A 25,231-nucleotide genomic window follows, 5' to 3' on the forward strand; every position below is an offset into this window, starting at 1 on the left:
TCTCCAACCGCTACGAACGAGCCTCGCTGATCGTCACCAGCAACAAACCCTTCGGCAGGTGGGGCGAAGTGTTCGGCGACGACGTCGTCGCCGCGGCCATGATCGACCGCCTCGTCCACCACGCCGAAGTCATTCCGATGAAGGGCGACAGCTACCGGCTCAAAGACCGCGACCTCGGCCGCGTCCCCGCAGCCACCAAGACCAACGACTGAACATCAACAACCAGCGAGGGGGTCAAAATTCGACCGGAACAGAGGGGTCAAAGTTCAGCCGGCGTTGACAGAGCCGGGACGCCCCGCCGTCCGCTCCCGCCGATCAGCCACCGATGGACTTCCCCAGCCCTGTCCCGATCAGCCCTGACCCCTCCCCGCCGCTGGATCCGAAGGGTCCGGGCACGGGTTCCTAACCCCAGGAGCATCGGTGCGCGGCCCCGGCTCGGACCGGAGTCGGCCACGGCCGGGCTCGCCGCACGTCTGCGCTCGGCGGCGATGTGCACGTGGGGATCGGCCCGTCAGAGCCGTGCGAGAGCGGGCGTGTGCTCGGTCCGGAGGGGATGCGAGGCTGAACGCGTGGCTCCCCGATCGACGTACTTGTGGACGATCTCTGGTCGCCCTGCGGCTCACTGCGCACTGCGGATGCGTCGGTGTATCTGAGGGCCGGCGGCAGCGCTGTGGAGTGTCACGGCACCGGGCTCACCCTGCGGCAGGTCGATGACATCCTCGCCCGGGTGGAGATCATCACCAGTTCTCTCGACTCGTACACCCCGGGTGCCTGCCGGTTCCTGGGCCGGTGCGTTGCCCGCCTGCCGGTGACGCCTGTATGAGCTTGGTGTCGGCGTTCGTGCCGATCTGGATCCTCACCGCGGTCGGCTACGCGGCCTGTCGGTGGGGTTTGCTGGGCGAGGCGGGGGCGTCGGTGCTCGGTCGGTTCGTGTTCCATCTTGCGATGCCGGCCGCCCTCTTCCTGGCCCTGTCCCGAATGCCGCTCTCCGGGTTCGCCGGCCGTTCGCTGCTCGCCTTCGGGGTGAGCACCGCTGCGGTCGTCGGGTTCGGGTGGGTCGGCGCGAGCCGGCTGTTCGGTCGCGAGCCCAGCGAACGGCCGATCTGGGGCATGGTCGCCGGATACGTGAACTCGGCGAACCTCGGCATCCCGATCGCCACGCAGGTTCTCGGCAGCGTGTCGTTCCTGGCGGAGGTGGTGCTGCTGCAGGTGCTGGTGGTAGCGCCGGTGATCCTGATCGCCCTGGACCGGCACAGCGACCCGGCCGGGCGGGTACGGATCCGCCGTATCGCCTCGTTGCCGGTACGCAACCCGGTGATCCTGGCCTCCCTGCTCGGCGTCGCGTGCTCGGCTGCCGACCTGCAACTGCCGTCGGCGGTCGACGCGTCGCTCACCCTGCTGTCGGGCGCCGCGGCACCGACCGCCCTGGTCGCGCTCGGCGCGTCGCTGCACCACACGGTGCCGTCGCCGGCAGAGGTCAAGCCGGCCGAGCCGGTTGGGGTGACCGAGCTTGCGGTGATCACCGCGTTGAAGCTCGTCGCGCAGCCGGTCATCGCGTACGCGGCCGGGCTGGCCTTGCACCTGTCCGCGCCGCAGTTGCTCGCTGTGGTGGTGTGCGCGGGGCTGCCGACCGCGCAGAACACGTTCATCTTCGGCCAGGAGTACGGCGTCGGCGAGGCGGTGGCCAACCGGGCGGTAGTGGTGACCACGACCCTGTCCCTGGCGACCCTGGCCGCGGCGGCGGCGTTGCTCGGGTAGGCCCGTCAGCTGAGCGAGCGGTCCATGTGACGACGACGTCGGTGGGCGGGATCAAGACCTCGCAGAAGTCGCCCTCTTGCAGGTCAACGCGCGGCGAGTCAAGCCGCCGGAACTGGTGAGCCCGGCGTGGGCGTGCTTGGCCGCGTAGAACGCGGGATGCGCGCCTGAACGGCGGTGCCCCACCTCACCGCACGCGGAGATCATGTTGACGATGTCGGGCCGCGACGATGCGCGCAGCAGCGGCAACAGGTGCTTGGTCAGCAGCACGGTGCCGGTCCCGCCCGCAGCCATCACGCTGTCGATCACATCGTCGGAAACGTCTGCCAGGTCCTCACCTTCGATGTATGCGGCACCATTGTTGATCATTACATCGAGGTGACTCGTCCGGCCGGCCACGGCTGCGGCGAACACACGCACCGAATCCGGTACGGCGAGGTCGCAGCGAAACGCATCAGCCCGACCCGGCCCTCGCCGGTTGATCGCATCCGCAACATGCTCGGCCGCCCCCAGATCGCGGGCCGAGAGGAAGACTTGTGCGCCGCGTTCAGCGAACGCTTCGGCCAGAAGTCGCCCCGTACCCCGTGCCGCACCGGTGATGACGACACGCACACCATCAAGATCCACGACAGGCAGTGAAGCACCTCAACTCTGGTTGAGGTCAACAAAGAACGCGAGGGAGCCGTCGGCACTGCTGAGTTCGTCGAGGACCGATGGGTCGCGGGCATCCATGCGGGCCGTCATCAGCAGGGTACGTGGGTCAGGACCTCGGAGCCACCGGTCGACATCGATCCAGAACCGATCGTGGGCCCCGGTCGATGCCATCGAGCCTCCACCTGCTCCGGAGCCACGCAGTGATTGCAGTAGTCCACCTGGCCGGTCAGCTGAACATGCCCGAATGCTTGGTAAAGCTCCTCAATGGCTGCCTTGAGGTCGTCCTGCGCAGCGCCAGGCTACCGTCCGGCCGCAGTGCCGGTGAGTTGTCGCACCGGCAGCCGTCTCTGCGGCCGGTCTTCCATGGCATCGGTCAGCGGGACTTCTTCGTTGCTCGTTTGCGGGGCGGGGTCAACAGGTCGGCGACCGCGGCGATGGCCGACGGCACGAGGCGGTAGTACGCCCAGACGCCGCGCTTGTCACGCTCGAGCAGGCCGGCCTCGGTGAGGATCCGCAGGTGATGACTGACAGTCGGCTGGGAGAGCCCGAGAGGCTCGGTGAGGTCGCTGACCGACGCCTCTTGCTCTGGGGCCGACTGGATCAGGCTGAGCAGTCGCAGCCGGGCCGGGTCGGCGAACGCCTTCAGCACCCCCGCGAGCCGTTCGGCATCGGCACGCTTGATCGGCTCGCCGGACAGGGGCGAGATGGCGGGCGTCGCAGTCTTCACAGTTCCCACGCCATGCATCGTTGCAGCAAACCCCATAAATCAGGTGCTGAACGAGGGCAGGATCACCCGGAGCTCGTGTGGGAGCCCACCGCTTCTGCCGTGTCCCGGCACATGATGATCTACGTAGTGGGCCTTCTAGCACCTTGCGCCGGGGGCTCAGGGTGCGCGCGGGGGCGTAGCCGGCTTCTCAGGCGACCGGGAGGTCGACTCGTCGTCCGGTTCCGTCCGGAGCCCCCTCATCGGTGACGATGGCGAACGCGCCTGTCGGCACGCCGTCGAGAGTTGCCACCCGTGATGCGGCGGTCAGCAGGCTGGCCTCGGTCGCTGCGGTGATGAAGAAGACGTACACGTCGCCGAGTTGCTCGCCGTCGTCGTACACCTCGATCGTGCCTTCGTCTTCCACGTCGACCAGGAAGTCCTCGACCTGGTCGATCCAGGGAAACGCGTAGGCGTCCGGGTCAAGACCCGGAGTTGGTGTCAACGGGACGTGGATCTCGACGATGCTGGCCATGCCGACATGATCTCCCAGGCGGAGGCGGAACAGCTCGAGGCAGGGCTGCCGGCGTGCGTAGAGTCTGCGGTAGATCCGGTGGCCCCACGTCATGGCGCGTCCGTACGGTGTGATGGGTTGCGAGACTGTTCGGGTGTATGACCCGACCCAGTTCAAGGGTGCCGCGCGGTACTACCGGCATGGGCGGCCGCCCTACTCGGCTCAGCTGGGCGAGGTGCTGGCAGGCGAGCTGGGGCTCGAGGGCAGCGGCCAACTGCTCGATGTCGGGAGTGGGCCCGGCACGGTGGGGCTGCAACTCGCTCCGTTCTTCGCGCACGTGACGCTGCTGGAGCCGGATGCGGACATGCTCGCCGAGGCCCGCGTCTGGGCTGCGGCCAACAGGGTGGCAGGGGTCGACTTCGTCCGGGCCACTGCTGAGGACCTTCCCCACCTGAGGCTGCCGCAGATGCGGACGGTGACGTTCGGGCAGTCGTTTCATCGCACCGACCGCGTTCGTGTCGCCGAAGCCGTCTGGGACGCGCTGGAACCGGGTGGGGCGATCGTGCTCATCGTCCACGACCCGACCCGGCCGGCACCGCAGCAACTGCCGGACATGCCGCCCATCCCTCATGACGACGTCGATCGGCTCCTGAGCGCCTACCTCGGCCGGCAGCGGCGCTCGGGTGCCCGACCAGCAACGGCCTACCAGACGGAGCGCTTTTTGAGCAGACGCTTGCCCGCACGCGCTTCGGCAGGCCGCGCGTCGTCTACGCACCGGGACGGCCCGACATCGTCCGTGATGTCGACGGCGTCATCGCCGGCTATCTGTCGATGTCTTTCGCTGCGCCCCACCTGTTCGGGTCCAGGCTGGACGAGTTCATCGCAGAGCTTCGGATCCTGCTGGAGCATGCGTCGCCGGCGAGTGGTCTGTTCTGGGACTGGCCCGGTGACACAGAAATCCTCATCGCCGAGCGACGGTGACGTCCTCCACTCACCGTTGCGACGGTCGTGCCCGTGCCGATCCACCGTCTCCGGCAGATCTATGTCGCGTACGGGTCCCAATCGGCCGTAGACGTCGCCGCCCAACTCGCTATCGATCCATGCGTCCGGGTCGTCGTGCTCCCCGCCACGGCGAAACCAGCAGCGACGGTCGATCGACGGCAACCCGGTGCCCCGCCCACTGCGCGATCCCGCATAGCAACGCGGCACCAGTCTCCGTCCGCACCAGGGCCGGTGCCCCTCACCATCACTACGCGGAACTCACGGACGCGTGTGTTCAGTGTGGTCGTTGAGCGAGGATGAGCCGGCACCGTGGGTTGCCGTCGCGGCGCTGCCCCAGGGCGGTCAGGTCCACGGTGGTGACGGTGAAGCCGGCCGCTGTCAGGTCGTCGTGGACTGCGCTTAGCGGGTTGGTCCGGTAGTACATGACGAACGGGGGCCGCCACACGGTGTTGCGTACCCGCATGGCCAGGTCGAAGCCGAGCGCGGCCCAGTACGCGGTCGAGGTCGGTGGCGGCGGTGCACCGATCGGGAGGGCGAAGATCCCGCCGGGCCGCAGCGCGCGGTGGACGCCCGCGAAGAGGGCCGGTCGCTCGGTGGGCAGGAAGTGCCCGAGCGCTCCGAAGCTGACGGCCAGGCTGAAGCCTCCGGTGAACGGCAGGGCACGGGCATCGGCCTGAACCCATGTGGCGTCCGGGTGGGCGCTGCGTGCCTGGGCGAGCATGCCGGCGCTGAAGTCCACGCCCGTGATGCCTATGCGGCACACGGACCTGAGCACCGCCATGCCCGCCCCGGTGCCGCAGCACACGTCCAGCCCTTGGTCGAACGGCCCGAGTTCGGACAACGCGTCGGCGGTCGCGCGGAGATAGCTGTCCGGCGTACGGAAAGGCGTGTGGTCGAACTTCGGGGCCAGCAGGTCATAGCCGCGCTCGACCGAAGAAAACGCCTGGACGCAGAGTTCCCGCAGAGACGGACCGTGAGGCGAGAACACCGGCCCAGGGTACCTGCCGGAGCTGGTGCTGATCACTCCAAGCGCGTGGCGCAGAACGCGGGGATCCTCGTTCTGCGCCACGATCCAACGGCTACTGCGCCTGCGCCACGCCACCTGCCCCGCACGTGGCGGCAGTTCCCGCGTACCCGGGCAGGCACGGTGCTGACCCCCGCCGTGGTCGGACCGCCCGGCGGCAGGTCAGGCGCGGGTACGCTGCCGAAACCGAGTCGAGACGACCGCGACGACCACCATGACGACCGCGAGGGCCAGGGACGGCAGGGCGTCAGGCCGGCTCAGCAGTTCCCCCGTTCCGATGTAGCCCAGTTGATGCAGCGTGCCCAGCAGAAGGGTCGGGGCGACGGCGATCAGCAGTCGCTGGTCGGCCGTCGCCACCCACAGGAAGACGGCTACACCGACGATCACCATGGCGACGGTGATGATCTGCGTACCCACAGGGGCGGGACGGTAGCCTTCCACCGGGATCAGATGCAGGGCGAGTATGCCGGCGGTGACCAGAAGCGCGTTGGCCCGGGGGGCGGGCGGTACGTCCGCCGGTCGCCGCAGGCCCGCGATGACCAATGGCGCGGCGACGACCGGTGCCCACCACTGCGGCAGTCCGTTGAGGAACAGGTACGGAGAGATCACGGTCGGCACCACCACTGCAGTCACCACCAGGACGGCAGCAGTGCGGTCGTGGCCCGCGACGAGTGCCACCAGCGCCGCGATCGCCATGACAGTCTGGATGCCCTCGTTGCGCAGGACATGCAGAGGGTCCGAGAATCCGCCGAACTGGAACGTCCCGACGATGTCGTTCAAGCCGATGAGCACACCCAGCGCCAGCACCGCCATGGCGCCCAGGTGAAGCCCCTGCCAGAGCAGCACGGCGGTGGGCCGGGCCGCGGTGCTGCCGCCGTGCACCCGTAGACCGCCCCGGATCAGTGAGGCCGCCTGCCGGATGCTGGGCCAGCGGCGAGTGGTCGGTTCGTCGCCGATCAACGTGTCGATCAGTTCGTCGGCACGCTCCCGGCGGTAACCGGCCGGGTAGGCCCGCAGCAGCATGCGGTACCGCTTTTCCAGAACATCAGAACTCATGCTGGTCTGGTCCTCACGATAGAAGGGTGATCGGTGCTTCCCAGCGGGAAGCTCCGGTGCGGCAGACGATCCATGACCACCCGGGCGGCCCGGGCGAGCCGGTCGGCTTCCTCGGCGAGTACGCGGTAGCCCTCGTCGGTGAGCCGGTAGTAGCGACGGGCACGCCCGTTGACGATCTCTTCACCGTCGGCGGCGATGAGTCCCTCGCCCAGTAGCCGGTCAATCACCGAGTACAGCGAACCGGCAGCGAGTGTCACCCGCTCGTCGGACAGCTCAGTCACTCGCTTGATCACGGCATAACCGTGGAGCGGGCCACCGATCAGAGCCGCAAGGACGAAGTACGACGGTTCCCGCAGCGCGGGACGCGAAGTCGATCGCATAACCCGAATATACAGCCAGGATGAGTATCTGGCCAAGATGACTGTCCAGCGTGGTCGCCTCACCTGATCGTCCCCAGCGGACGGCCGAGCACGCCCCTCCGGGAACTGCCGGCTCCCTCATCAGCCGTACACCGCAGTCGGCACGTCGATCCGACGCCGAGCAAAGCACGGGTCCACTGGTGTCGAAATCCTGGAACGGAAGTCAGCGGTCCCGGTCGACCGGCGCTACGTGCGACGTGAGCGGCCAGTGTCGCTGCTCGTCGGTTTCCGGCACGCTCACGCCTCGGGCTTCTCCGATGACCTTCCAGACGTCGTCGAGGGGGGCGCCGAGCCGGAGGAGGCAGGCCGCGGCGATCAGCGATGACCTTCCGATGCCGGCGCGGCAGTGCACCGCGACGTGCCGTCCCCCGGTTAGCCGGTCATGCAGGAGGTCGAGTAGTGGCTGTGCCAGTGCACGGTCGGGCACACCGAGGTCGTCGACAGGGAGGGCGTGGAACTCCAGTCGGGCGTTGGTGGCGGCGGCGGCCTCTCCGGTGAGGCCGAGTTCAGCGGCCTCGGTCGGGGTGAGCAGGCAGACCAGGACATCCACGCCGAGGTCGCGCAGGGCGATCATCTCGTCGTCGAGCCAGTCGTCGCCGCGCGGTCGTGGCATCGTGCTCAACTGCCCGGGTGACGGCGTCGGAATGCGGTACAGGGTGGGCGTGAGTCGCATGTGATGGCCTGCCTGTGATCGGGAGGGCGGGGGTCGTTGTCAGGGTCGACGTGGGACCAGGCAGAAGGGATGTCCGGCTGGAGCGGTGAGCCCCCGGAACCGGTCTCCGCCTGGCCGCTCGACGGGAGAGCCGATCTCAACGATCGGCCGTGACAATGGCGGTGACCAACAGCAGGACGCCGATCGTGATCTGCGTGAACAGTGCACCGAAGAAGAGCTGGGGGTGGCTGACGAACCATTCGGAGTGGTCCCGGCAGGGTTCTGCCCGCTCGTAGCCGGCGGTCGGCCCACCGGCGTAGGACGAGGTCTCCAACGGCGAACGTAAGGAACAGTGCTTCGGGCTTGGGCCCGCTGATGGGTCTCGGCGCACGAGTGCTTCCGGTCAGTCCTCGTCGTTGTCGGTGGGAAACAGCAGCATGTCCGCGACAAAGCAGGTCACGTGTCCGGCGCTGTCATAGCCGATCCAGGTCGGGTAGGCGCCGTCACCCCAGCCGCTGGACCACGCGACCATAGCTCCGGAGTCGATCGTGCGGTGCCGGGGATCGACCAGGCCGTCGAGGGTCAGCCAGACATCCTTCATCCGTTCGCTGGCGTCCGCGTCGACGAAGCAGGCCATGCCGGCGTCCACGCCGAAACCGAAGTACTGCTGATAGCCCAGATCGATCGGGTCCTGGCCATCGCGCAGGGCCAACTCCCACCGCACGGTGGGCCGGTCGCTGACGTCGAGGCGGGCGGCGCTGACTCGACTGTGGCGCGGGTCGTGGGCCGGCGGGCAAGCTGCTCACCGCCAGTGACATGACCGGCACGCCAGCGGTGTGTCACGATTCTGCCGTGGTAATCATCGAGGTTGTGATGGGTGACATCACGCGAGAGGACGTGGACGCCATCGTCACGGCGGCCAACGAGTCACTGCTCGGCGGCGGTGGTGTCGACGGCGCGATCCACCGGGCTGCCGGGCCTCGTCTGGCACACGCCGGGGGTGCGATCGGCCCCTGCGAGCCGGGCAACGCGATGGCCACCCCGGCCTTCGACCTCAACCCACCGGTGCGGCACATCATCCACGCGGTCGGACCGATCTGGGAGGGCGGCGGCCACGGTGAGGCCGACGTCCTGGCCTCCTGCTACCGCAGGAGCCTGCAGGTCGCCGACGAACTCGGCGCCCGCAGCATCGCCTTCCCGGCAATCGCCACCGGCGTGTACGGCTTCCCTGCCGACCAGGCAGCCCGCATCGCCGTAGCAACGGTCAGGTCAACGGCGACAAACGTCCAACGGGTACGACTCGTCGCGTTCGACGAAGACGCCCGCGAGCATCTGCAAGCCGCGCTGACAGCCACGGGTTGATCCGTCCGACACTGCTGCGGGCGGCGGTGCGGGCGTTCGGGGCCTTTTCTCTCAGTAACTCTTACCGGTCGCCGTCACCTGAGGCGATCGCGATCGCCTCGATCACCCGCCGGGCCGCCGCCGGATCATCGACGAAGCTGGCGGCGGCGTCGAGGTCAACCGACGGCCTACCGGCAAGGCTCGCTGCCAACGCGATCATCTGCCGGTCGCGGTCCGGCACATCGGCAGTCGCGGCGAAGCGAACCACTGCCTCCCAATCGCGGACCTGCCCCATCTCCACGGTGCCATCCGCGCCCCACAACAGACTGAGGCGCTCCACTAGGTCAGCGAAGCCCGGCTGATCCGGGACTGCGGTGGAGGTCAGCAGATGCACGGCGGCCCGCCGACCGGGTGGGGCACCGGTGGCGATGTCGGTGTCCAGGAGACGCCGAATCACCTCACCGGTCAACTCAGAGGGGAGGTCCGGCCGGGGACTGCGATGCAGCGGCGGCGCGGTCTCGGGGTCGGCCAGCAACGCTGCCACCCGCAGGCACTCTCCGCACGGCGGCAACGCGGCGATGTCCACGTGCGTGTCAGTGCGATACGCGTCGTAAGGAACGTCGATCGCCGCCTGATCATCGCCTCGGACCGGACGCTGCGGTGCCGAACACAGCGTGTAACCCGTCATGCCGTCGTCGCCGCCGCCCACCGGGTGGAGGTCCACGGACAGGTGCCGGAACGTGCCGTCCGTACACGGTTCAGGTGTCATCGGGTCCTCCTCACCACCGGACACGACCCGGCAGCCCGTGACAGCGAAGTCTATCCATGTCCGGCAAGGAGGTTCCGCCCCACGGCATCCGACCCGCCGGCATCTCCTCAAGAGTCAGCCGGATTCCCGGCCCGGACTACGATGCCCCACGATGATCCCAGGCGGGTACCTGCGTTGGCTTCCGGTCGTGGCGACTGCTGTGGCTCTCACCATGGCCGGCCTGATCTGCACGCGTCACCTCGTGGCCTGTTACCGCAAGCGCGGTGTCCCGGCAGGGCCGGCGGTCCGGCGGGCATGGGCCACGACGGTCATGTCGGTCTGGACGCTGCCGTGGCTGGTGGTGGTCCTCACCCCACTCGACGCACCCCGTGATGTTCGGTTGGTGCCGCTGCGTGACCTTGTGGAGATCCTCGCCGACCCTCCGCTGACCGCGTTCTTCCAGATCGTCGGCAATCTGCTGGTGTTCGCGGCGGTCGGGTTCGGTCTCGGTATGGCGTGGCAGGTACGGCTCACACATGTGGTCATCGTGGCTGCCGGCATGTCGACCGCGGTGGAAGTGTCGCAGTACGCCCTGGCACTCGGACGTGTCTCGTCGATCGACGACGTGCTGTTGAACACGACGGGCGCGGGCCTGGCCGTCCTCGCGGCGCGTCGGCTGCCGGTTCCCGACCGCCTGCTGCCCGTACCGCCGCCGGAATGAGCCCTCCGGGCCGCGGATCCGGACAGCGGCCAGGACGGTGCTCAGCTGCTCGTACGGACCTTCACCGACTGCGTTGAGTATCCGCGCGGTCCGCGAGCGGATGTTGCGATTGCCCCGAACGAGTTCAGGGGCCTCGACGCACCAGTCGGTGTCCAGGTATGGGCGGCTTTCCTGCCGCCAGGGCGGCTGCAGGCGCCGTTGTTCGGGGCGTCCGATCCTTCAGATCCGGCCACGATTCGCCTGGGACCTACGATGGTCACGATGACCACTCCTGAACGGCGACCCGACGACATACCCACCGACGAAGACCGGGTTGACCGGGCCCTGCGACTGCTCTGCGGCGTACCGGTCGAACTCGGTGTCGCCGTCAAGCGGCTCAGCCGTGGCAGCGGTGTTTACGCCTGGTGGGCTGCTCCCTCGGTCTTTCCCGACCTCCCCGGGCTGCCGAATGAGCACGTTCCGTCGTTGCGGCTGCTGTACCTCGGACGGGCGACCAGCCTGCGGGGGAGAATTCTACGTAACCATCTGAGGCGCTCGGGCAGCTCGACTCTGCGCCGTACCCTGGCCGGGCTTCTGGTGACCGAGGGCTACCGGACGACCTGGACCGACCGAGTCGTCCTGGTCCCCGAGGACGAGACGCGGCTGACCGCATGGATGCACACGCACCTGCGTTTGACCTGGGCAGAGGACGCGGAACCGGCGACCATCGAGGCCGCACTTGTCCGGCGCATGCACCCGCCGCTCAACGTCCACGGCGTCGACCCTGAGCACCTCCAGGCGACCGTGCTCGCCGCCAAGAACTCATACAACGCCAGCAGCCGCCCGGACGAGGCTCCGCGAACGCCGTAACTGCTTCCAGGGTGGTCAGGTCAGCGCTTGATCACAGCACCGAGCTGATGGGCAACGGACGAGTCGGCCGGTACGAGTGTTACGTGTACTGAGCGTCGCACCGGAGCACCCTGGTGGTGGTCCAGGCCAACCTCGATCTTCCCGGCCTGGAAGCGCTCCTCGGCCGCCCATCGGGCGATACGGAGTCAGATCCTCCTCCGGTGTCTCGGCGGGTCGGACGTGACAGGTAGCAGGCGGCTCTGGACTGATGAGCCGACGCGGCATGCGTCAAGGCCGCGTACAGTTCCTGGTCGGACTTGGGGTGGGCCGGGTAGTTCCGGCGCAGGAACGGGATGAGACAGCGGCAGCATGACGGTAGACAACATGACGGAAAACGGTCACCAGGGTATCGACCGCAGCCAGTTGGAGACCTGTCTCAGCGTCTTTGAGGCGTTGGAGGAGCTGCCTCCCGATCATCCCGACGTGGTGCGTGTGCAGCGCGCCACCGCGAAGCTCTACAAAATGATCAAGCAACGGCGCCGCTCGGAACGGCGGGACGCCATCCTCGCGGCCGACCAGGCGGTGACGGCCGCCACTGCCACCGGCGCTCCGGGGCGGATCGACGACGAGACGCAGGGCATCCCGCTCGCCTCCCCCACCGACGGCACCACAGCCGGTGTACTGCACAATCCGCGTGGCTGCTACATCTGCAAGCAGCGCTACCGCGAGGTGGACGCCTTCTATCACCAGCTCTGCCCGCCCTGCGCCGCGTTCAACCGGGAGCGCCGCGACGCGCGTACCGATCTGACCGGCCGGCGTGCGTTGCTGACCGGCGGCCGGGCGAAGATCGGTATGTACATCGCGCTGCGGCTGCTCCGCGACGGCGCGCACACCACGGTGACCACGCGGTTTCCGCACGACGCGGTCCGCCGATTCGCCGCGATGCCCGACAGCGCGGACTGGCTGCACCGCCTCCGGGTCGTCGGGATCGACCTGCGCGACCCGGCCCAGGTGATCGCCCTCGCCGACTCGGTCAGCGACCAGGGACCACTCGACATTCTGATCAACAATGCGGCGCAGACCGTCCGCCGCACTCCGCAGGCGTACGCACACCTCGTCGCCGCGGAGGCAGCCGCCCTACCGGACGGCCCGCTGCCGGAGATGATCACGTTCGCCAAACCGGCCGATCCCGGCGGGCCGACCGGCGTTCTGACCGCCGGTCCGCAGACGACGATCACCCCGCACGCGCTCACCGCGCTCGCGCTGACCAGCGGCTCCGCGTCACCGGAACGGATCGCCGCAGCCACCGCCATCGACGCGGGCGGTCTGGTGCCGGACCTGGGGGCCGTCAACAGTTGGGTGCAGCGGGTGCACGAGGTGGACCCGGTCGAACTGCTCGAAGTGCAGCTGTGCAACGTGACCGCGCCGTTCGTGCTGGTCAGCCGGCTGCGGCCGGCGATGGCCGCGGCGACCGCCCGCCGCAAGTACGTGGTGAACGTGTCGGCGATGGAGGGCCAGTTCGCCCGCGGCTACAAGGGGCCGGGACACCCGCACACCAACATGGCCAAGGCGGCGCTGAACATGCTGACCCGCACCAGCGCCCAGGAGATGCTGACCGACGGCATCCTCATGACCAGCGTCGACACCGGTTGGATCACCGACGAACGGCCCCACCCGACGAAGATGCGGCTCGCGGACGCCGGCTTCCACGCCCCGCTGGACCTGGTCGACGGCGCGGCCCGGGTCTACGACCCGATCGTCCGGGGCGAACAGGGCGAAGACCTGTACGGCTGCTTCCTCAAGGACTACGCACCCAGCCCCTGGTGAGCCGTGCGAGTCGGACACGCACCTCAGTCGAGCGGAGCGTAGATGATCACGGTGTACGACACGGGCCTTGTCACCAGCACGCCGGTCGACGCGGGCATCCGGGGGATGCTGGACGATCTGCATGGCAGGTGGCCCAACATGGTGGTCGCCCTGGACAGGAAGCGGGTCGGACCGATTCTTCCATGGCGGAACACGCGTACGCGGTTGATCGACGCGCTCAAGCAGGCACTGATCAGTCAGGAACACCGCTGACCCTTGCGACTCACGCGCAGCGTTTCTGCTGCTCACCTGGCTTCTATGGGGGTGTCGCGCCTGCGGCTCCGAGTAGCGCTTGCGTCTCGGAGTTGCCGTTTCGGACGGCCCATTCGAGGGGCGACAGTCCGCTGCCGTGGTCTTCGCGGAGGTTCGGATCCGCGCCCTGCGCGAGGAGTTCGCGGACGACGTCGTCGTGCCCCCACGCTGCGGCTGCGGTCAAGGGTGTCCCCTCGTCACCACGCCCGCTCTCGATGTTCGGGTCCGCGCCGGCAGCCAGGAGAATCCGCACCGCCGCACGCTCGTTCTGCACGGCGGCCAGGTAGAGCGGCGTTGTGCCGTCACGATCTGCCGCATTCGGGTCTGCTCCCGCGCGCAACAGCGCACGCACGGCCGGAAGATCGCCACGCAGCAGCGACGTCATCAGGCGGGCGGTGAGCTTCTTGCGCTCTCGGACGTTCACCAGCGTCAGAGTAGGTGGTTCGCCTCGTCAGGAGCATTCCCGCGCACGGCGCACGGGCACCGCTCGTGCCGCATGTCGGGCGCACGCCTTGTGCACCGCCGAACGGAGGAGGCGAGGCCATTGACCGTCGGTCAGACTCCATGTGTGACGGCTGCCAGCAATCGCGACCGTGTCCTCGAAGCACTTCGGCTCAGTTCGAGGCCGCTGGACGATGACCAACTGTCACAGCGTACGGGTGTCCGGCCGCGGCAGCAGGTCAACCAGATCTGCCGCGCGTTGCAACTGGCCGGAGCCGTCCGGCGGTGGGAAGGCCCCGACGGGAAGATCGTCAACGAACTCGTTGAGCGGACGGACGGGGTGCTGGCCGAGGCTCCGAGAACACCGCACAGCGGGCCGCTTGCACCTGCTGCCGTTGTTCGGACCCTCGACGATCACTTGCCTGCCGGGCACTCTGCGGAGCAGCGCCACGCGGAGCGAGTCATGCTTGATCTGCTCGGCCGCGACCTCGCCCTGACACTGGAACCGGCGAAAATCGCAGTGCCGTCGGGGGCTCGGGTCGAGATCGACGGCTGCGACAGCGGCCGGACTGTTCTCGTGGAGTGCTGGGCCCATCAGGGTCCGCCGAAGTCGGCGCAGCGTCACAAGGTACTGGCCGACGCGCTGAAGCTCACGTGGATCGCCAGCACGATGTACCCACGTCCCCGCCTCGTACTCTGCATGAGCGACCCGGCCGCAGCGAGGCCGTTCCAGCCAACGTCGCGTACCTGGGCCGCACAGGCGCTACTGGATCTCGCGATCACCGTTCATGTGGTCGAAATCCCTGACGACATACGTCAGAAGGTCCGCGCCGCCCAGGAGCGCCAATACCGTTAGCCGTCGACACCGGGCCGACCACCGTCATCACCGACGCCGCCCTGGTCGAGGGTCGACCCGGCCTGCCAGCCGGCCGGGTCGACGCCGCCGGGTACCGGCGTCGTCGGGTCGTAGGGTTGTCGGGTGAAGACGAAGGTGCCGAGGTCGAGGTGGCTGACGGTGCCGTCCGCATCGCGGTGCACCCGCAGCCTTTCGCCGGCGAAGTAGCCGTTGAGCCCTTCCCAGTCGCCGTCGCCGGTGGGGCGTAGTCGGGTGCCGTTTCCGCCGGACATCGCGGCCAACTCCATGAAGCCGTCTCCTTGTGGGCGTAGTACGTACGGGGCTGGTCCCCGGTACCACGGGCCGGCGAGGTCCAGCAGCTGTGGATCGATCGAGGGCAGCGGCCGCCACGGGGCCGGGATTCGCGGCTCTCGTTCGGCGACGGTCTGCAGCAGGTCAGCGGCGAGAGCGCCGGCGGACAGGCCGGCGGTCACGTTGGCCATCACGACCGCGCCCAGGGCGTCATCGGGGCTGACCCACACGGTCGCGACGAAGCCCGGCATCGAGCCGGTGTGCCCGGCCAGCAGGCGGCCGTCGCGGCGCAGCAGTTGCATGCCGAGGCCGTAGCCGATGTGCCAGTCCGTCGCTTCGGGTGGGCTCGTCGGGTCGCGCATCTGCGCGACGGTGTCCGGATGCAGCACCCGGTCGTCGCCGTCGATGAGGAACGCGGCGAACCGGGCCAGGTCCGTCGTGGTCGACCACAACTGTCCGGCAGGTGCCATCAGACCGGTGTCCACGGCGGGCTCCGCCAGCAGCACATCGGCCCAGGGGTGCACCGCCCAGCACGTCGGCCAGGTCGGGACGCAGCGCGCCCGGGGTTCGTTCCCACCACGGCCCGGGTGCCTCGGCGATCAGCCCGGCGGTGTGCGCCAGTACTGGACATCACCGTCGGGCACCTGACCGTCCACTGTGCCCCATCCGCCCTGCCAGACAGGACGGCCGTCCCGCACCACGGCAGCGACCACCGATGGTGCCCGGCCCGCTACCTGACCGGTGGCCAACCGGTGGACCAGCGCGCGTCGAGTCTCAGGCAGCAACGGCGCCGGGATCGATGACATGCGGGCAAACCTACCGGTGGTGGAGCTGGGATGAGTTCGTCTCGCGCTTCAGGCGGAAGTCGTGGCTCACCTGTCTCCGGGTGCCTGCCATCCGGGCCACCGCCACCGGTCGACCTCAGGCCAGGTCGCCACGAGCGCGGCGGCGAGGACGCCGCCGAATGCCACCGTTCCCTCGTGGGAGGCGTAGGCAATCCAATCGTGCTGCTCGTCGGTCCAGTAACACTCCGGCCCCGTGTACCGCGGGGCGACGATCTCGACGTCGAGCAGGTAGTCGGCCCCATACTCGCGTAACTCGACCACCCGAGGCCGGCCCAGCTCTCGCAGCACTCGGCGAACCTGATCAACGCCGTCGCCCTCCCACATCGACTCCTTCGTCAGCACCAGCACGTCGGGGGGAACTGCACCACTGAGCATCGGGTGCCACCAGCCGTTCTGCACCCCCCATCGCCGCTGCAGCGACGTCCGCCAGGCCGATGACTCTTCGCGCGTGAGCACGCGCCGATACGGGACCGGGTCGGCGCCGACGTCGGGCGGCACCGTCCAATGCTGCACCTTCGCGGCGAACAGGCGGCGCTCGTCGGCCGCGGCCTGTGCTTCGACCTCGTCGTACGGCGGATCGGTGAGCGGGGAGTCCGCACTGTCGGCAGCCGCCAGCATCATGCTGACCAGTACGTCGACGGCGGGAAGCCGATCCGGATCGAGTCGCTCAACCTCCATGAGCATGGCGTCCACGACGGTGTAGCGGGGGAAGATCCGCTTCGCCTCGGTGGTGAAGTGGTACCCGTCGGCTCGGCGGCCGCCGTCGGGCAGCCGGCCGTACTCGCTCTGAAGTTCCTCGTACCGCGACATCAGATACCGGCGTGACGCCCAGTGCAACGTCGTGGAATCCACCCGTACATCCTCTCCGGTCAGTCCACGACGCCGAACCTGGCAGCTATCAACTGCTTGTTCCGACAGCACCGTCGCGACGCACGCCGAAGGCCCGAGAGCGGCATGCGTCGCGACGGTGTTGGTTTACCGAGCAGGGGTGCGGTGCCACCGCAACGGGTCGTCCTCCAGCGCGGAGCGGTCCCAGTGCCCCTGGTCTGCTGCGGCTTTGTAGGTGGTGTGGAGGAACTCGGCGACCGCACGGTCGGGGTCCGGTGCGGCGCGGGCGACCTCGTACGGCAGCAGGAACTGCTTGAACTCGGTGCTGAAGTACGCACCTTCGGGGCTGATCTGCTGCTCGGCGAACCCGTCGGGTTCGGGATAGGCGTAGGAGTAGAAGGCGCCTTCCTCGCCGCCGCCGGGCCAGAATCCGCAGCTGGACAGCTCGCGGGAGTAGCCCTCGGCCATGACCCAGTCCGCGCAGTTGGGCATACCGCCGGGGTGTGGCGGGGCCGACCGGCCGGAGAAACGGGTGCAGGCGAGGTCCATCCCGCCCCAGAAGAAGTGCACCGGGCTCACCTTGCCCACGAAGTAGGACCGGAACTCGCCGATCACCCGGTTCGCCTGAAGCAGTTGTCGCCAGAACAGGGTGACTGCCTCGCCGTCGTAGGAGGCGTGCTCGTAGTCCTCGGCGAAGGGGATCGCCGGGTCGACCTCGTTGGGGCGCGGTCGGATCGGCGCCTCGATCCCGAGTTGCTTGAGCATGTCCATGATCCGGGCGTAGAACTCGGCGACCGGCATCGGCGCAAGCGGGAGGCTTCGCGCGTCGCCGCTGCTGGTATGCACGTCGAGCTGGTGACCGAGAAAGTCGAACTCGATCTCGAAGGCACCTGTGCCGTACGGGATGGTCGACGTCGTCAATCCGCGCGGGCTGACGTAGAGGGTCACCTGCCACCAGTGGTTGAGCATCGGAGCGTGCGCCATGCGGATCTTGCCCACGATCTGAGTCCACATGTGCAGGGTGTCGCGGGTGGCGGTCCAGTCCGATACCCGCAGGCTCGGCCAGCTCGTCGTTGCCGGGCTTGTCATCGCTACTCACATCCTTGGCGCGGTACATGCGAGGGTGGCGGTTGTCGTAATCGTGCCCCGCGGACCGGCACCGGACAGAGCACCCCGGTCGCTGATCGGCCGTGTCGCCCCTTCCGGGTGATCAGCGGTGCTCCGGGTTGACGTTACCGGGCGTGCGTTGATTCCCGTAGGTCGGAAACCCACCGTACGGGTTCGTAGGCCCGCAGAACGTGTCCTTCGGCATCGTGCCGGCCACCAGGTAGGCGGTGGTCACGTTCAGCGCGTTGACACTGGTGTCCTGACACGCTGTCTTGTCCCTCCATGCCACCAGCCGCGGTAGCCGCCCGACAGTGGCGCCATGTCACTGCCGACGCGTGAGGTGGCGTCACTGGTCGCGACACCAAGCGGGATGCGCAGTGGGGTGGTGATCTCGGAAACGAGGCTGTCCGTCGCCGCAGCTGACCGCCGACTCGCAGCGTTGTGCGCCCTGCCGATGGGCTGACCGGCGGGCGGGGTGCTGTCAGTCCATAGCGGGAAGGATGACCTGTTCCAGCACCGTGAGCGGGGTCTGCCACTGGTGGGGGTCGTCGTAGTTGCCGGCGGTGATGGCTGCGGTGAGGTCCAGGTCGGGCAGGACGAACAGGCGCTGGCCGCCGTTGCCCATCCCTGTCAGCAGCCGATGGCCACCGATGGATTCGATGTACCACTGGTAGCCGTACTGTGCGCCCCAGGTGGTCTGCACGCGTGGTTGAAGCATCGTGCGGATCCAGTCGGCGGGGACGACCCGCTGACCGTCCCAGGTTCCCTCGGCCAGCACGAGCTCGCCGAGCCTGGCCAGGTCGCGGGGCGCGAGTCGCAGCCCGGACGCGGCGGAGGCCACTGCGTCCGCGCCGGCCATCCACTCGAAGCTGTCGATGCCCAGCGGCGCGAACAGCACGGCCTGCGCGTACTGCGGCAGCGACTGCCCGGTGCCGTCGGCGATCAGTCGGCCGAGCAGGGCCGTGGCACCGCCGCAGTAGGTCCAACGGGTGCCGGGCGGTTCGAGGATCGGCCGCTGAAGGATGTACCGGTATCGGTCCGGAGCCAGCTCCATCGCGATCTCGGCGTTGGCCGGGCTGTTGTACGGGAGATCTTCGCGCCACTCCACGCCCAACGACATTGTCAGCGCGTGCTCGACGGTGAGCCGGGCACGCCGGGGGTCGGCCGCCAGGTCGGGGTACTGGGGGAACCGTTGCAGGAGCGGCTCCGCCGGCGGCGGGACCAGCCCTTCGCCGAGCGCCATGCCGTACAACAGCACGGTCACACTCTTGGTGACCGACCGAATGTCGTGCAGTGTTTCGGGCCCGAACTCGACGACGCCCAGCGAGTCACCCCAGGCGAAATCCTCGCCGGCCCCGTAGTACTCCAGCACGGTGTGACCACCGCGAACCGCCGCGACGGCATGCAGACCACCGACCTGGCCGGCTCGACGTATGTGATCGAGACGGTCACGCATCTGCGTCGTCATGGGCACTCCGAGGAGGCGATGTCGGTAAGCGGAACAGCATGGTCGTTATACCGGCATTTCCGCTTCTGGTGCGACCCGGTCGGGAGGCTCCGCCCGGCCCGCTGCCGCTGCCCGCCGCTGCCGTGGTTCCGCCGTGAGAGACGGCCACATCCTGGTGCAGAGCCTCGACGGCGACGTTCAGCGGATGATCGTGCCGATGTGGGCGAGTCGGCCAGGTTGCTTGCTGGTAGCGCCGTAACGCATTGCGATTCGCAGGCAATCAACCCGTGGCGGCGTCGATAGCCAGCCGTCGACAATGGCCGGCGTGGAAGAGGTCGCGGTCGTCGTCGCCCATAACGAGCGCGTGACCCTGCGCGTCGGTGACGTGTTCCTGAAGGTCGACAGCGATCAGGCGCGCATCGATGTCGAGGTCGAGGCGATGCGGCTGGCACCTGTCCCGACTCCCGAGGTCCTGTGGCGCAAGCCGCCCGTCCTCGCGATCGCCGCCGTCCCTGGCCAGGCACTCGGCCGTCTCGGCGAGCCGTCGCCCGCGTCACCGGCGGCCTGGGCCGCGGCGGGTGCCGCGATCCGGACGCTGCACGACGCGCCGCCCCCGCCGTGGGTCGGCAAGAAGCTCGTCGGGCTGGACGCGGAACTCGAGCGCGAATGCGCCTGGCTCGTCGACAACGGCGTCCTGCCGGCCGATCTGGTCGACCGCAACCGCGAGATAGCCCAGGCCGCGATGCGGCCGTGGACGCCGGTGTTCATGCACGGCGATCTGCAGATCACCCATATCTTCACCAACGGTGACGAGGTCACCGGGGTGATCGACTGGTCCGAGGCGGCACCTGGCGATGCGCTGTTCGACCTGGCCATCCTGACCCTCGGGCACGAGGAACGTCTCGGCGATCTCCTCGCCGGTTACGGCACCGACGTCGACCGGGACGTGATCCGCGCCTGGTGGTCGCTACGCAGCTTGCTGGCATCCCGCTGGCTGATCGAACACGGCTTCGACCCCTCCTTGCCAGGCTGCGAGTTCGACGTACTGAGAGCACAGATGTCTGGAATCTGACCCTGTGGACCCAGGGTTGACATTGTCGCATGCTATGACTCAACCTACTGATACAAGACTTGCGACGTTCGGGGGTGGCGACATGCGACAGGCAGATCACACGGAGGTCAGGCAGTGGCTGGCCCAGCACGGCCTGACCGAAGTCGAGCCGACTCCGCTGCTCGCGGCACGGCTGGCGGTCCGCCGACGTGCCAGGCTCGCCGACAGTCTCCTGCTGGCCGGGCTTCTGATCGGCGCGGCACTCACGCACGCGTTGCGACTGACCTACGCCTCGTCCTTCTGGCTGCCCCTGCTGGCGTTGACGGCGCTGGTGGTCGGGGTGCTGACCGCGCAGTGGCTACTCGGCTGGTGGGTGCGGCGCGTCGACCAGCGAGCCGGCGGGCACCTGTCCCGGCGGGTCGCCCACCCGGTCGAGCTCGGCTGGCCGGCGGTGCTCAGTCGGCCGTACGCCGTCTTCACCGTCGCCACCTTCACCAGCGCTGCGCTGCTCGCGGTGAGCGTGCTGCCGGTTTCGGACTCCAGCTTGCGCTACGGGGCGCTCGTCGTGCTGATCGGTCTCGCCGGCACCGGCGTCGGGACGGTCATGCAGCTGCGCCAGGTGCTGGCCAGCCCGGTAGTGGCGGAGGATGAGGCGTCGCTCACCGCCGATGTCATCATGCGGGTCGAGGACGCCCGTGCCCTCGTCACACCCAGTCTGACGTGGTCGCTGCCGGCCATCTTCCTGTACGGGGAGTCGCTCGGCTGGTGGAACGCTGTCTCGCTGCTGCTGGTGGTGGCGGGCGTCATCGCGTTCGGCCTGATCCAGACCCGGAGCCCGGGCGCCGGGACCGCGGCGCGGCGCGCCCTGGCCGCCCGATGATCGTCATCGACGCGGCCTCGCCCACGCCGCCGTACGAGCAGCTGCGGGCGCAACTCGCCCGGCAGATCCAGGACCGTTCGCTGGCCGTCGGTACGAGACTGCCGACGATCCGCCGGCTCGCGGCCGATCTCGGTCTGGCCGTGAACACCGTCGGTCGGGCGTATCGGGAGCTGGAGGAGGCCGGGTTGATCGAGACCCGCGGGCGGGCCGGCTCGTTCGTCTCGGCCGCCGGCGTGCAGGCTCTCGATCGGGCCCGCAGCGCCGCCCGCGACTACGCGGCGGTCGTCACCAGTGTCGGCATCGATCCCACCGAGGCTGTCCGGATCGTCGAGGCGGCTCTGGGCGTGCGGCAACGCTGACGAGTGGACCACGACGCTTGCGAGCGGTGTGGGATCTCACCGGCCGTTGTGCAGTGCCCGGGCGATATCCTGCCGCAGGCGTACCGTCTCTTCGTCGCGGTCACACAGCAGCAGGGTCGTGAACGGGACGACCTTGCCCTCCGGCCGGCCGAGCGGACTGGCCCAGTGGTGTACTGCCCGGGCGAGGATACGAAAGAGTGTGTGCCGATCCTGGGTACTGTCCGCCAACAGTCGGGGTGCATTGTCCACGATCAGCAGGTAGCCGTCCGCGGGCAGCCAGTGCAGATCTTCGAGGCAGTCGGACAGGGCGTCCCAGTTCCAGCCGAAGTAGCGGGGAAAGCACAAGGCGTCCGAGAAGTCGTACAGGACCTGGTCGGCGTCCGTCATTCTCGTGCCGTCAAGGCGGGCGACGACGAATCTGCCGGACGACGGCAGCACCGCAGCCAACTCCACGAGAGACCCACGCGAGCAGACCACGAGTGGATCAGGAGCAGGCCGCCACGTTTCGTCAGTCATCCCGTCCATCACGATCGACATCCTCGCCCACCGGCCGCCTTGTCCGCCGGGCACTGGCCCCGAGGCCGGATGACGTCAGTGTGAGAACGGCTCCAGGCAACCGAACTCGGCAGCCGCGCCGGTGACCTCGACCATGACTCGGTCGGGCCGCACGTCCCCGATCACACAGCCCACGTACCCGAACCGAACCGCGTACACCGCACCCGGTGGCGGGGTCTCCTGCCCGATCGGCGGTCGCATGGCGGCGACCGTGATCGCGTCTGCCTGAATGCCCAGATCGAGCAGCGCCCCCTGGGTGGACGCCGGCGCGAAGTCCCCGGCGGCGCGTAGCGCCTCGAGCGGGGGCCGGATCCGCGCGGCGAGTTCGCGCCCGGCGCGCTCATCCGCAGCGGACAGTTCATGCCGCCGCTTCCAGCCGTTGTTGTCGGCATGGTTCGCAGGTGCGTCGGGCTGGCGACCGGTCGGCTCGGCCAGCACGGGAGGCGACGACGACAGCGCCGGCGACGACGTATCCGTGGGTGTCGCCGGCACGTCGCCGTCCCGGGTGCCCGGGGCCGCGCAGCCGGACGCGAGCACGGCGAGCGCGACGACAGCTGCCAGCCAGGTGACCTTCCCCGCCCGCATACCCGACCCCCGTCGTATTCCGGCACCGAGAGATCTGATGGTACGAGGTGCAGACACCAGCCTCCGACACGCTTTCCTGCTGCGCAGACCGGCTCACGAACCTCGGTCCGCGAGGTCCTGGCCTGCGGCCCCACGGTGGGCCGTGTCGTGGGGCGGCGTCAGTGTCCTTGCTCAGCGATCGCCGATCATGCCGGTCAGGAGGGTCAGGATGTCGTCGGCGTCGGTGTGCCACTTGTCGGCGGTGAGTTGGCCGCTGGCCTCCATCCCGATGATCCCGTGCACGCTGGTGAGCAGCAGCGCCCCGTAGCGATGGGCCTGGTCCTCGCCGACCAGATCGCTCAGGACGGCCACGAACGGGCCCTGGCTTCGCGACGCGGCGCGCAGCACCTCGTCGGCGGCGGGCGCCTGGTGCATCAGCCGGTACAGATGTGGCTGCTCGCGGCCGACGGCAAGGAGCCCGGTGAGCATGTTCCGTAGCTTTTCCTCCGCCGGGGTCAGCGGATCGGCGGCCCATTGCACGGCCCGATCCGCCAATCGATCCCAGGCCTCGGCCGCGACCGCGGTCAGCAGGTCGCCTTTGTCGGCGAAGTGGCGGTAGGGCGCTCCGCGACTCACGCCGGCCCGCGCACCCACGGCCCGCAGCGTCACCGCCTCCGGTCCACCCTCGTCCAGCAAGCCGGCGGCCGCGTCGAGCAGGGAACGACGGGTGGCGGCGGCGGACTCCACGCGACTGATCACCGCACCATGCTATCTAGTTGACAATGTCAACCCACCGGTTGACATTGTCAGCTGAGACACCCACACTCTATTCAGATGACAGCGTCAACAGAACGCGTCTCGGTGGTGGAGGGATCTCATGGACGTATTTCTCACAGGCGGCTCCGGCTCCGCCGGCGGTGTGATCATCCGCAGGCTCGTGGCCGACGGGAACACCGTGCACGCGCTCGCGAGGTCGGCCTCGGCAGCGAAAGCGGTCACGGCCGCCGGTGCGCGACCCGTACGCGGTGACCTGACCGATGCCCTCCGCACCGGCGCCGACGCGCCGGCCTGGCTGACCACCCTCGACGACGTCGACGCGGTGGTCCACGCAGCGGCCTACATGGAGTTCTGGGGGCCCGACGAACTGTTCGTCGAGCGCAACCTGCTGCCCACCCGCGCCCTGTACCAGGCCGCGGTAGCCGCAGGGGTGAAACGCTTCGTCCTGCTCTCGGCCGCCAGCGTCTCCACCGGCACCAGACACCTGAACATCGTGAACGAAACCTCCGACACCGGCCGGGCGAACATCGCTTACAGTCGAGTCAAGCTGCGTACCGAGCAGGAACTTCTCGCGCTCCCGCACGCAGAGACCACGCTGGTGATCCTCCGACCGCCCTTCCTCTGGGGCCACGGCACGGCAGGCAACCTGCAAGGATTCGTCGACTCTGTCGAGGCCGGCCGGTTCGCCTGGATCGACCGCGGGCAACACACGGTCGACTTCTGCCACTTCGACAACCTTGCCCACGCCGTCGCCTTGGCCATGACGCGGGGAGACCACGGCCTCGTCTGCTATGTCACCGACGACAACCCCCGGCCGGCCCACAGCTTCTTCACCCCGCTGCTCGCCACCCGGGGCCTCGACGTGAGCAGAAGCAGCAGCTACCCCCGGGCGATCGCCTCGGCCATCGCCACGATCATGGAGACCGTCGCCAAGGCCCGCCGCAGCGCCACGCCGCCACCGCTCACCCAATGGATCGTCACCTTCATGGGCCGCGACCGCGTCTACGACATCACCCGCGCCCGGACCCACCTGCAATACCAGCCGACGATCACCGTCGACGAAGGCCTGCGCCGGATGGCGGCCCTTGGGCGATAGCGGGATCCCGATGCCGCGGAAGCGGGCCGGCCCGGCGCTACCTGATGTTCAGTGCGCCCGTTCCGGGCATCAGCCGCTCGGCGGAGGCATCGTGACGCCCCCGCCGTCGGCAGTCGATCAACGCACTCGCGGCCACTCAGACACCGGGCCCGAGCGGATCGGCATCAGATGTCAGGATGGTCGCGGTGCCGGACGGTTCGATGAACACCTGCACCGGCCCCGCCAGGACCGCCACCCGCCCGGACGGGCCTTCCTCCCGCACCACCCTGACCTGCGCCGCCTCGACAGTCAGGCTCACTCGCACCGTCGCCGCACCACCAGGGACGACCAGCCCACCACCGGCCTCCCCGACGGCGCTCACCCGCCGATCGCTCCCCGCAACCGATGCCCTGATCGCGGTGGGCGTCCCGCAATGAGGTCAGCATGTCCCGGTAGCGGCTGGTGTGCAGGATGCCTTCCAGTACGACGTGGTGGGAGTGTCAAGTTAACGGCTGATCTTGGTTGTTGAGGTGGTCAGTTGTTGGCCGGGGTGAGTCGGCCTTCGAAGGCGATCTGGAAGGCGTTCAGGGGTGCTTTCCAGCGCATGGTCCATCGTCGGC

General features: G+C 68.7%; 33 protein-coding genes and 3 pseudogenes. 14 read left to right on the forward strand and 22 right to left on the reverse strand.

All coding sequences use genetic code 11. The features are described 5' to 3' along the window. From EG812_RS28685 to EG812_RS28695, 3 genes are all read left to right on the forward strand, one after another. Positions 1-212, forward strand: a 212-nt coding sequence (locus EG812_RS28685; RefSeq protein ID WP_158632563.1) for an ATP-binding protein, incomplete at its 5' end; no start/stop codon positions are given. A gap of 431 nt (positions 213-643) precedes the next feature. After that, the gene (locus EG812_RS28690) at positions 644-823 is read left to right on the forward strand and encodes a hypothetical protein (RefSeq protein ID WP_126713452.1); all 180 of its coding nucleotides are present in this window, start codon (positions 644-646) and stop codon (positions 821-823) included. Then, complete coding sequence (locus tag EG812_RS28695) at positions 820-1,758, forward strand: AEC family transporter (protein WP_013733227.1); 939 nt, start codon at positions 820-822, stop codon at positions 1,756-1,758. The genes EG812_RS28690 and EG812_RS28695 overlap by 4 nt, the downstream gene beginning before the upstream one ends. A gap of 120 nt (positions 1,759-1,878) precedes the next feature. Here EG812_RS28695 and EG812_RS28700 read toward each other — a convergent pair. The 4 genes and pseudogenes from EG812_RS28700 to EG812_RS28715 all read right to left on the reverse strand — a co-directional run. Further along, a pseudogene (locus tag EG812_RS28700) lies at positions 1,879-2,382 on the reverse strand (SDR family NAD(P)-dependent oxidoreductase); the annotation flags it as partial. 18 nt (positions 2,383-2,400) lie between these two features. Further along, the gene (locus EG812_RS28705) at positions 2,401-2,580 is read right to left on the reverse strand and encodes a hypothetical protein (RefSeq protein WP_013733224.1); all 180 of its coding nucleotides are present in this window, start codon (positions 2,578-2,580) and stop codon (positions 2,401-2,403) included. A gap of 202 nt (positions 2,581-2,782) precedes the next feature. After that, a complete protein-coding gene (locus tag EG812_RS28710) occupies positions 2,783-3,154 on the reverse strand; it encodes an ArsR/SmtB family transcription factor (RefSeq protein WP_043720559.1) in 372 nt (123 codons plus the stop codon). A gap of 169 nt (positions 3,155-3,323) precedes the next feature. Beyond that, positions 3,324-3,647, reverse strand: coding sequence for a hypothetical protein (locus EG812_RS28715; RefSeq protein ID WP_013733222.1), 324 nt, complete (start codon positions 3,645-3,647; stop codon positions 3,324-3,326). A gap of 133 nt (positions 3,648-3,780) precedes the next feature. Here EG812_RS28715 and EG812_RS28720 point away from each other — a divergent pair, with 133 nt between their 5' ends. After that, positions 3,781-4,698 carry a class I SAM-dependent methyltransferase gene (locus tag EG812_RS28720; RefSeq protein WP_158632578.1) on the forward strand — a complete coding sequence of 306 codons (918 nt, stop codon included), beginning with the start codon at positions 3,781-3,783 and terminating at the stop codon, positions 4,696-4,698. Positions 4,699-4,902: 204 nt separating this feature from the next. On the opposite strand, the gene EG812_RS28725 is transcribed toward EG812_RS28720, so the two are convergent. The 6 genes and pseudogenes from EG812_RS28725 to EG812_RS28745 all read right to left on the reverse strand — a co-directional run. After that, on the reverse strand, positions 4,903-5,616 hold the full coding sequence (locus EG812_RS28725) for a class I SAM-dependent methyltransferase (protein ID WP_013733220.1): 714 nt from the start codon (positions 5,614-5,616) through the stop codon (positions 4,903-4,905). A gap of 198 nt (positions 5,617-5,814) precedes the next feature. Further along, positions 5,815-6,708, reverse strand: a complete 894-nt coding sequence (locus tag EG812_RS28730; protein WP_233579694.1) for a hypothetical protein — start codon at positions 6,706-6,708, stop codon at positions 5,815-5,817. Further along, positions 6,705-7,088, reverse strand: coding sequence for a PadR family transcriptional regulator (locus EG812_RS28735; RefSeq protein ID WP_126713455.1), 384 nt, complete (start codon positions 7,086-7,088; stop codon positions 6,705-6,707). The genes EG812_RS28730 and EG812_RS28735 overlap by 4 nt, the downstream gene beginning before the upstream one ends. Positions 7,089-7,290: 202 nt before the next feature. Beyond that, the gene (locus EG812_RS28740; RefSeq protein WP_126713456.1) at positions 7,291-7,800 is read right to left on the reverse strand and encodes a protein-tyrosine phosphatase family protein; all 510 of its coding nucleotides are present in this window, start codon (positions 7,798-7,800) and stop codon (positions 7,291-7,293) included. A gap of 136 nt (positions 7,801-7,936) precedes the next feature. Then, entirely contained in the window at positions 7,937-8,113 is a 177-nt protein-coding gene (locus tag EG812_RS29190) for a hypothetical protein (protein ID WP_158632579.1), read from the reverse strand. 69 nt (positions 8,114-8,182) lie between these two features. Further along, positions 8,183-8,542: pseudogene (locus EG812_RS28745) on the reverse strand (DUF4241 domain-containing protein); the annotation flags it as partial. A gap of 89 nt (positions 8,543-8,631) precedes the next feature. On the opposite strand from EG812_RS28745, the gene EG812_RS28750 reads away from it, so the two are divergent. Beyond that, positions 8,632-9,141: an O-acetyl-ADP-ribose deacetylase gene (locus EG812_RS28750; RefSeq protein WP_126713457.1), complete on the forward strand. Its 510-nt coding sequence runs from the start codon at positions 8,632-8,634 to the stop codon at positions 9,139-9,141. A 61-nt stretch (positions 9,142-9,202) separates the two neighbouring features. Here EG812_RS28750 and EG812_RS28755 read toward each other — a convergent pair whose 3' ends face one another. Then, the gene (locus EG812_RS28755) at positions 9,203-9,844 is read right to left on the reverse strand and encodes a hypothetical protein (RefSeq protein WP_233579696.1); all 642 of its coding nucleotides are present in this window, start codon (positions 9,842-9,844) and stop codon (positions 9,203-9,205) included. 196 nt (positions 9,845-10,040) lie between these two features. On the opposite strand from EG812_RS28755, the gene EG812_RS28760 reads away from it, so the two are divergent. The 4 genes from EG812_RS28760 (at position 10,041) to EG812_RS28775 (ending at position 13,496) form a co-directional block, all read left to right on the forward strand. Further along, entirely contained in the window at positions 10,041-10,589 is a 549-nt protein-coding gene (locus tag EG812_RS28760; RefSeq protein WP_126713459.1) for a VanZ family protein, read from the forward strand. A 261-nt stretch (positions 10,590-10,850) separates the two neighbouring features. Then, positions 10,851-11,438, forward strand: coding sequence for a GIY-YIG nuclease family protein (locus tag EG812_RS28765; protein WP_233579697.1), 588 nt, complete (start codon positions 10,851-10,853; stop codon positions 11,436-11,438). A 363-nt stretch (positions 11,439-11,801) separates the two neighbouring features. Continuing rightward, positions 11,802-13,244, forward strand: coding sequence for an SDR family NAD(P)-dependent oxidoreductase (locus tag EG812_RS28770; protein ID WP_502697222.1), 1,443 nt, complete (start codon positions 11,802-11,804; stop codon positions 13,242-13,244). A gap of 42 nt (positions 13,245-13,286) precedes the next feature. Further along, entirely contained in the window at positions 13,287-13,496 is a 210-nt protein-coding gene (locus EG812_RS28775) for a hypothetical protein (protein WP_126713462.1), read from the forward strand. 43 nt (positions 13,497-13,539) lie between these two features. Here the strand turns inward: EG812_RS28775 and EG812_RS28780 are convergent, their stop codons facing one another. Beyond that, positions 13,540-13,959 carry an ankyrin repeat domain-containing protein gene (locus EG812_RS28780; RefSeq protein WP_126713463.1) on the reverse strand — a complete coding sequence of 140 codons (420 nt, stop codon included), beginning with the start codon at positions 13,957-13,959 and terminating at the stop codon, positions 13,540-13,542. Between the two features lie 144 nt (positions 13,960-14,103). On the opposite strand from EG812_RS28780, the gene EG812_RS28785 reads away from it, so the two are divergent. Beyond that, positions 14,104-14,832 carry a hypothetical protein gene (locus EG812_RS28785; RefSeq protein ID WP_126713464.1) on the forward strand — a complete coding sequence of 243 codons (729 nt, stop codon included), beginning with the start codon at positions 14,104-14,106 and terminating at the stop codon, positions 14,830-14,832. Here EG812_RS28785 and EG812_RS28790 read toward each other — a convergent pair. The 5 genes from EG812_RS28790 to EG812_RS28805 all read right to left on the reverse strand — a co-directional run bounded on the left by EG812_RS28790 (position 14,829) and on the right by EG812_RS28805 (position 19,371). Then, complete coding sequence (locus tag EG812_RS28790) at positions 14,829-15,647, reverse strand: serine hydrolase domain-containing protein (RefSeq protein ID WP_353505314.1); 819 nt, start codon at positions 15,645-15,647, stop codon at positions 14,829-14,831. The genes EG812_RS28785 and EG812_RS28790 overlap by 4 nt on opposite strands. Before the next feature lie 75 nt (positions 15,648-15,722). Then, positions 15,723-15,929, reverse strand: coding sequence for a hypothetical protein (locus EG812_RS29850; protein WP_233579700.1), 207 nt, complete (start codon positions 15,927-15,929; stop codon positions 15,723-15,725). A gap of 66 nt (positions 15,930-15,995) precedes the next feature. Further along, positions 15,996-16,820 carry a hypothetical protein gene (locus EG812_RS28795; protein ID WP_126713465.1) on the reverse strand — a complete coding sequence of 275 codons (825 nt, stop codon included), beginning with the start codon at positions 16,818-16,820 and terminating at the stop codon, positions 15,996-15,998. 123 nt (positions 16,821-16,943) lie between these two features. After that, positions 16,944-17,885, reverse strand: a complete 942-nt coding sequence (locus EG812_RS28800) for a DUF5996 family protein (RefSeq protein WP_126713466.1) — start codon at positions 17,883-17,885, stop codon at positions 16,944-16,946. 499 nt (positions 17,886-18,384) lie between these two features. After that, positions 18,385-19,371 (reverse strand): serine hydrolase domain-containing protein, encoded by a 987-nt coding sequence (locus EG812_RS28805; RefSeq protein ID WP_126713467.1) that lies wholly within the window; start codon positions 19,369-19,371, stop codon positions 18,385-18,387. Positions 19,372-19,666: 295 nt separating this feature from the next. Between EG812_RS28805 and EG812_RS28810 the strand changes: the two genes are divergently transcribed. The 3 genes from EG812_RS28810 to EG812_RS28820 all read left to right on the forward strand — a co-directional run bounded on the left by EG812_RS28810 (position 19,667) and on the right by EG812_RS28820 (position 21,640). Then, positions 19,667-20,422: a phosphotransferase family protein gene (locus EG812_RS28810; protein WP_013733203.1), complete on the forward strand. Its 756-nt coding sequence runs from the start codon at positions 19,667-19,669 to the stop codon at positions 20,420-20,422. 82 nt (positions 20,423-20,504) lie between these two features. After that, the gene (locus EG812_RS28815; RefSeq protein WP_126713468.1) at positions 20,505-21,281 is read left to right on the forward strand and encodes a hypothetical protein; all 777 of its coding nucleotides are present in this window, start codon (positions 20,505-20,507) and stop codon (positions 21,279-21,281) included. Further along, a complete protein-coding gene (locus tag EG812_RS28820; RefSeq protein WP_013733201.1) occupies positions 21,278-21,640 on the forward strand; it encodes a GntR family transcriptional regulator in 363 nt (120 codons plus the stop codon). Before EG812_RS28815 ends, EG812_RS28820 begins: the two co-directional genes overlap by 4 nt. Before the next feature lie 36 nt (positions 21,641-21,676). On the opposite strand, the gene EG812_RS28825 is transcribed toward EG812_RS28820, so the two are convergent. The 3 genes from EG812_RS28825 to EG812_RS28835 all read right to left on the reverse strand — a co-directional run bounded on the left by EG812_RS28825 (position 21,677) and on the right by EG812_RS28835 (position 23,518). Next, positions 21,677-22,177: a barstar family protein gene (locus tag EG812_RS28825; protein WP_233579701.1), complete on the reverse strand. Its 501-nt coding sequence runs from the start codon at positions 22,175-22,177 to the stop codon at positions 21,677-21,679. Positions 22,178-22,231: 54 nt separating this feature from the next. Next, the gene (locus tag EG812_RS28830) at positions 22,232-22,780 is read right to left on the reverse strand and encodes a hypothetical protein (protein WP_126713469.1); all 549 of its coding nucleotides are present in this window, start codon (positions 22,778-22,780) and stop codon (positions 22,232-22,234) included. A 171-nt stretch (positions 22,781-22,951) separates the two neighbouring features. Then, positions 22,952-23,518: a TetR/AcrR family transcriptional regulator gene (locus EG812_RS28835; protein WP_233579702.1), complete on the reverse strand. Its 567-nt coding sequence runs from the start codon at positions 23,516-23,518 to the stop codon at positions 22,952-22,954. A 118-nt stretch (positions 23,519-23,636) separates the two neighbouring features. Between EG812_RS28835 and EG812_RS28840 the strand changes: the two genes are divergently transcribed. Then, the gene (locus tag EG812_RS28840; RefSeq protein ID WP_126713470.1) at positions 23,637-24,632 is read left to right on the forward strand and encodes an NAD-dependent epimerase/dehydratase family protein; all 996 of its coding nucleotides are present in this window, start codon (positions 23,637-23,639) and stop codon (positions 24,630-24,632) included. Positions 24,633-24,768: 136 nt separating this feature from the next. On the opposite strand, the gene EG812_RS28845 is transcribed toward EG812_RS28840, so the two are convergent. Then, on the reverse strand, positions 24,769-24,993 hold the full coding sequence (locus EG812_RS28845; RefSeq protein WP_126713471.1) for a hypothetical protein: 225 nt from the start codon (positions 24,991-24,993) through the stop codon (positions 24,769-24,771). Between the two features lie 16 nt (positions 24,994-25,009). After that, a pseudogene (locus tag EG812_RS29855) lies at positions 25,010-25,111 on the reverse strand (kinase); the annotation flags it as partial. Positions 25,112-25,231: the final 120 nt, after the last annotated feature.

This window comes from Verrucosispora sp. FIM060022 (genome assembly GCF_003977705.1).
GTDB lineage: Bacteria > Actinomycetota > Actinomycetes > Mycobacteriales > Micromonosporaceae > Micromonospora > Micromonospora gifhornensis.

Excerpts from the sequence above, each read along its gene's own strand:
- EG812_RS28810 (WP_013733203.1), top strand. The coding sequence starts at position 19,667 with ATGGCCGGCGTGGAAGAGGTCGCGGTCGTCGTCGCCCATAACGAGCGC.
- EG812_RS28770 (WP_502697222.1), top strand. The coding sequence starts at position 11,802 with ATGACGGAAAACGGTCACCAGGGTATCGACCGCAGCCAGTTGGAGACC.
- EG812_RS28775 (WP_126713462.1), top strand. The coding sequence starts at position 13,287 with ATGATCACGGTGTACGACACGGGCCTTGTCACCAGCACGCCGGTCGAC.
- EG812_RS28815 (WP_126713468.1), top strand. The coding sequence starts at position 20,505 with ATGCGACAGGCAGATCACACGGAGGTCAGGCAGTGGCTGGCCCAGCAC.
- EG812_RS28715 (WP_013733222.1), bottom strand. The coding sequence starts at position 3,647 with ATGGCCAGCATCGTCGAGATCCACGTCCCGTTGACACCAACTCCGGGT.
- EG812_RS28710 (WP_043720559.1), bottom strand. The coding sequence starts at position 3,154 with ATGCATGGCGTGGGAACTGTGAAGACTGCGACGCCCGCCATCTCGCCC.
- EG812_RS28735 (WP_126713455.1), bottom strand. The coding sequence starts at position 7,088 with ATGCGATCGACTTCGCGTCCCGCGCTGCGGGAACCGTCGTACTTCGTC.
- EG812_RS28820 (WP_013733201.1), top strand. The coding sequence starts at position 21,278 with ATGATCGTCATCGACGCGGCCTCGCCCACGCCGCCGTACGAGCAGCTG.
- EG812_RS28695 (WP_013733227.1), top strand. The coding sequence starts at position 820 with ATGAGCTTGGTGTCGGCGTTCGTGCCGATCTGGATCCTCACCGCGGTC.
- EG812_RS28830 (WP_126713469.1), bottom strand. The coding sequence starts at position 22,780 with ATGCGGGCGGGGAAGGTCACCTGGCTGGCAGCTGTCGTCGCGCTCGCC.
- EG812_RS28740 (WP_126713456.1), bottom strand. The coding sequence starts at position 7,800 with ATGCGACTCACGCCCACCCTGTACCGCATTCCGACGCCGTCACCCGGG.
- EG812_RS29850 (WP_233579700.1), bottom strand. The coding sequence starts at position 15,929 with ATGTCATCGATCCCGGCGCCGTTGCTGCCTGAGACTCGACGCGCGCTG.
- EG812_RS28730 (WP_233579694.1), bottom strand. The coding sequence starts at position 6,708 with ATGAGTTCTGATGTTCTGGAAAAGCGGTACCGCATGCTGCTGCGGGCC.
- EG812_RS28825 (WP_233579701.1), bottom strand. The coding sequence starts at position 22,177 with ATGTCGATCGTGATGGACGGGATGACTGACGAAACGTGGCGGCCTGCT.
- EG812_RS28760 (WP_126713459.1), top strand. The coding sequence starts at position 10,041 with ATGATCCCAGGCGGGTACCTGCGTTGGCTTCCGGTCGTGGCGACTGCT.
- EG812_RS28800 (WP_126713466.1), bottom strand. The coding sequence starts at position 17,885 with ATGACAAGCCCGGCAACGACGAGCTGGCCGAGCCTGCGGGTATCGGAC.
- EG812_RS28765 (WP_233579697.1), top strand. The coding sequence starts at position 10,851 with ATGACCACTCCTGAACGGCGACCCGACGACATACCCACCGACGAAGAC.
- EG812_RS28840 (WP_126713470.1), top strand. The coding sequence starts at position 23,637 with ATGGACGTATTTCTCACAGGCGGCTCCGGCTCCGCCGGCGGTGTGATC.
- EG812_RS28805 (WP_126713467.1), bottom strand. The coding sequence starts at position 19,371 with ATGACGACGCAGATGCGTGACCGTCTCGATCACATACGTCGAGCCGGC.
- EG812_RS28705 (WP_013733224.1), bottom strand. The coding sequence starts at position 2,580 with ATGGCATCGACCGGGGCCCACGATCGGTTCTGGATCGATGTCGACCGG.